Source organism: Spirosoma pulveris (genome assembly GCF_054781875.1).
This window is the reverse complement of sequence record NZ_BAAGTO010000044.1, coordinates 1-3313: the sequence shown is the minus strand read 5'-3', so window position 1 is coordinate 3313 and position 3313 is coordinate 1. Positions and strand designations below refer to the sequence as shown.

At 48.8% G+C, this 3313-nt stretch carries 5 protein-coding genes; 2 read left to right on the top strand and 3 right to left on the bottom strand.

Annotated features, from left to right (window positions below; translation table 11 throughout):
• Nucleotides 1-185: 185 nt before the first annotated feature.
• Complete coding sequence (locus tag ACYVJM_RS31930; RefSeq protein ID WP_461152177.1) at nt 186-779, bottom strand: dihydrofolate reductase family protein; 594 nt, start codon at nt 777-779, stop codon at nt 186-188.
• A gap of 90 nt (nt 780-869) precedes the next feature.
• On the opposite strand from ACYVJM_RS31930, the gene ACYVJM_RS31925 reads away from it, so the two are divergent.
• A complete protein-coding gene (locus ACYVJM_RS31925; protein ID WP_461152176.1) occupies nt 870-1028 on the top strand; it encodes an SRPBCC family protein in 159 nt (52 codons plus the stop codon).
• Between the two features lie 56 nt (nt 1029-1084).
• Nucleotides 1085-1480 (top strand): barstar family protein, encoded by a 396-nt coding sequence (locus tag ACYVJM_RS31920; RefSeq protein ID WP_461152175.1) that lies wholly within the window; start codon nt 1085-1087, stop codon nt 1478-1480.
• Nucleotides 1481-1604: 124 nt separating this feature from the next.
• Here ACYVJM_RS31920 and ACYVJM_RS31915 read toward each other — a convergent pair whose 3' ends face one another.
• Nucleotides 1605-2240: a hypothetical protein gene (locus tag ACYVJM_RS31915; protein WP_461152174.1), complete on the bottom strand. Its 636-nt coding sequence runs from the start codon at nt 2238-2240 to the stop codon at nt 1605-1607.
• 16 nt (nt 2241-2256) lie between these two features.
• Entirely contained in the window at nt 2257-2862 is a 606-nt protein-coding gene (locus ACYVJM_RS31910; RefSeq protein WP_461152173.1) for a PepSY-associated TM helix domain-containing protein, read from the bottom strand.
• Nucleotides 2863-3313 lie beyond the last annotated feature (451 nt).

Here is a 3313-nt window from a genome sequence, read left to right as displayed (position 1 = left end):
CACTTTTCTGGGCTTTGGCGTGCTTTTTCTCAACTAAGCAGGGTAGACAATGGTAGAAAATCTCATTCGCCAATTCAGCCGCTGAAAAATCGATGTTGGAAGCAGAGTTGTGCAACAGCCACGCTCCTATTTAAGACGATATATCTGCCATGTATGCGCTTTAAGAAACGAGGTAATTAGCTCGTTCAACTTCCCAATATCGGATAACGCAGGTGAGTGACGCCAATGCCCGGGATGACCGTTGGGGTGCCAAGCTTATACGGAGTATGGGACAGCTTCTCGAAGAGCCGAATGCCAGAACCCAGCAGTACAGCAGCTAGGTCAATCTGTAGTTCATCCAGTAGGCCCTCGTTTAGGCATTGTTGGATCGTATCCGCACCATGAACCCCTACGGACTTGCCAGCGGCCGCAGCTTTCGCCTGGCTAACGGCCGATGCCAGACCATCCGTAACGAAATGTACCGTCGAGTTCGGCTTTGGCCAGCCATCCGGAATCTCGTGAGTCAGTACAAAGGCGGGTCCCCACCCATGATTTCCCCCCCATCCCTGGGCAACCTCGAAGGTACGTCTACCGGTTAGGACAGCGCCCAGTTCATGGGCCAGACTTTTGTAGTGTTGGGCACTGGGCGGGGATAGGTGAAAAGTCATCGCATCTGCCCCCCCAGCCTTGATTTCCACCTCGCCTGAGAAGTACCAATTAAACACCTGGTCTACCCCATCCTGCTGGTCGGCGACATAGCCGTCCAGCGACATGGACATGATGGCGATGAGTTTTGACATCGTTTGTTTCCCGTAGTTACTCTATTCTAAAGGTAAAAAGTGGTCATATATCACCACTGTGTATGCCAATTGCTTAATTTATTATCTGCTATGAGTACTGCGCTTGTTATTGATCGTGTTTTTGATGCCTCTGTTGACCAGCTTTGGCAAGCCCTAACCGAAATAGAGTCCATAAAAGAATGGTATTTCACCCAGGTGCATCAATTCGAACCGATTGTTGGCTTCGCGTATGTGACTAATGGTATTTGACGGATATTAAAAACAACCGTCTCATAATTCGCTGATTTTTATTGGTCCGTAATTGAATGGTGATTAAACAAATAGAAATTGACGGAACCGCCATCAACGACATTGCCTCCTTTTATGATGAGATCAATCGGGCGTTCATGGTAGGCGAAAGCTGGCGGATCGGCCCGAGCCTGGATGCGTTCAATGATTTACTGTATGGGGGCTACGGTGCCCTGCAAGGAGCCGAGTCAGTTGAGCTGGTCTGGCACCACATGGACCACAGTCGAAACGCGTTAGGGAAGCAAACCACCCGCGATTACTATCTGGATAAGCTGCGGCCTGGCTCTCCCTATAACAAAAAGCTATTTAAAGAAAAGCTGGAAACGCTGGACAATGGTGCTGGCGAAACGTATTTTGACACGGTAATGGCCATCCTGGCCGAACATCCAAGCATTCGACTGATCAGTGGATGAAATTTTTGGGTTGGGCACGACTTCAGCCGAAAGATGATGTCACCCCAATCAGAAGCCATGGGTATCCGTTCTCAAATTAACGCTGGTTTGAATTAATATGACCGGGGAGGGAAACCAGGAAAAATTACCCTTGTTTCACTAATAAGACAAAATAAAAGGCCCCTGACAACCCTAGCCCTAACGCAACGATGCCCCATCCATACTGCCGGCGTACTTTGTACCACATCACCCAGCTGCTGAGGCACAAGAACAGAAGACATAAGGCAATGCCATCCATCGCCACCAGCCAGGTATAAGTGACCCACCAGTTCGGCGAGGAGGCCGTGTTGCCTCGGCCAACGCCATTGAAGGTATGCAGCGTTCGGAGCTTCCCCCATACATTGAACGTGAACTCTTTCTGGGTACAAATGCCGCTTCTAAAATCAACATGGATGCTCCGACCATGGCCAGGTACGGTGACCCGAAAATCCACGCTATCCGAGGTCATGGCTACTTCGCTGACCTCTCCGGCAATACCCAGCTGCTGCACCACATGACCAATGACCTGACTACTATCCAGATGAGGCGGCACCTGAATGTGGGTTTGGCTAGTTGCCTGGTTTCGTTCTTCCCAGAAAGAGGCAAACTTCCAGGAACCATGATTGAGGAGTAAGCCCGAGAAAGCAAACAACCAAATAAAAAGCAGTAAGAATAGCCCCACATGGATATGCAATTTGCGATTCCAATACGAGGCTGAGCGGACAAGGGAAGGGGTAGGCATAAGGGCACAAGACGCGTTAGAAAATGAGTAATAGCAAGCCCGAGAACAACAGCACGCCCAGTACGATAGTCGTCAGGCCCATCTGGCGTTCTACTTTCAAACACCACCACAAGAAAACGCCACTGACCGTCAGCCACAACAGCAGGTAGACCACCCCATCGGCCATCACTTTCCAAATTGTTAAAAACAGAGAATTGCCCCGCAATCGGGCATTGTGCTGACCCGGCATCGAGTGTAAATAACTGGTGGCCCTTACCCACCCTTCCTCTTGGCGGGTAATGGTTACGCTATCGGTCCGAGTATCGACGTCAATCTTGGTTCGCAGCCCTGGTTTTATGACCGGGAAGGAGATATGATTGTCGTTGCTGGATATGAAATCAATTTCTCCCGTAATGCCAAGCTTTTGGATAATGGCTTTGGCGGTCAATAAGTCGGAGGTATCCCTGGGAATGCCGTCCAGTTTAGTGCGTTCAAGGGGCAGAATCTTGACGGGCATCAGGCTATTGAGAAGCTTTACATGATTAAAGGCCAGGACGCTAACGCAAAAAATGATGACAAAGGGGCTAATGAACAGGCCCGTATACAAGTGCAGGGCCCGGATGAGGGGATAATATTGTTTCATTGACTAAGCAAAACACGCCCACTCTCTGTACTACGAAGTACAGCCAGTTATAGCCTCTTAGGAAAAAGAGACAAAGCAGGGTTGTGCTGGGAGAAGTGATTCATATGTAAATTCTACTAGCACTTATCAACAAAAATCAGAACCCTAACCTACTACTTTAGCTTACTAAGAAAGTTGCCCCATAGTAGTCAGATTGTTTTCGTTTTGGACCACATTCAGTCCAATCAACTTATTCTAAGCGTTCCCAACCAGTGAAAGCAAAAGCAGCAGCAGGGCTTCGACGGGCGTTCACGGTTAGACACGTATATCATATAGATTCTCACAAAATGCTCGTGGCTGTTGCACAACTCTGCTTCCAACATCGATTTTTCAGCGGCTGAATTGGCGAATGAGATTTTCTACCATTGTCTACCCTGCTTAGTTGAGAAAAAGCACGCCAAAGCCCAGAAAA